Source organism: Flagellimonas lutimaris, assembly GCF_003581615.1.
Classification (GTDB): domain Bacteria; phylum Bacteroidota; class Bacteroidia; order Flavobacteriales; family Flavobacteriaceae; genus Flagellimonas; species Flagellimonas lutimaris.
In genome coordinates this window covers 1-222 of sequence record NZ_QXFH01000014.1, presented here as the reverse complement: position 1 = coordinate 222, position 222 = coordinate 1, and the positions used below count along the sequence as shown (strand labels likewise).

Annotated in this window: 1 protein-coding gene; it reads right to left on the bottom strand. The window is 62.6% G+C overall.

The window, feature by feature from the left end; genetic code table 11:
• On the bottom strand, window positions 1–222 hold a 222-nt coding region (locus D2V08_RS18145), incomplete at both ends, for a chlorophyll a-b binding domain-containing protein (RefSeq protein ID WP_147374020.1).

The window sequence follows — 222 nt, the reverse complement described above, 5'->3', positions numbered from 1 at the left end:
GCCAAATTCTGATCGAGCGAGTCCAAATCGAACTGCAAGTACTCAACGGGCTTTCCGAGGCCGAAGGGGTCGAAGCCGTAGTCGCCGACGAGCGAGCCGTCGAGATATTCCGGCGCCTTGGCGCCGGGGAACCACAGCGGTCGGTCGGTGATGAAGCCTTTGGAGGCGGCCTTCTTTGGCGGGGCCTTCTTCTTTCCGAATCCGAAGCGGGCCTGGACGCGG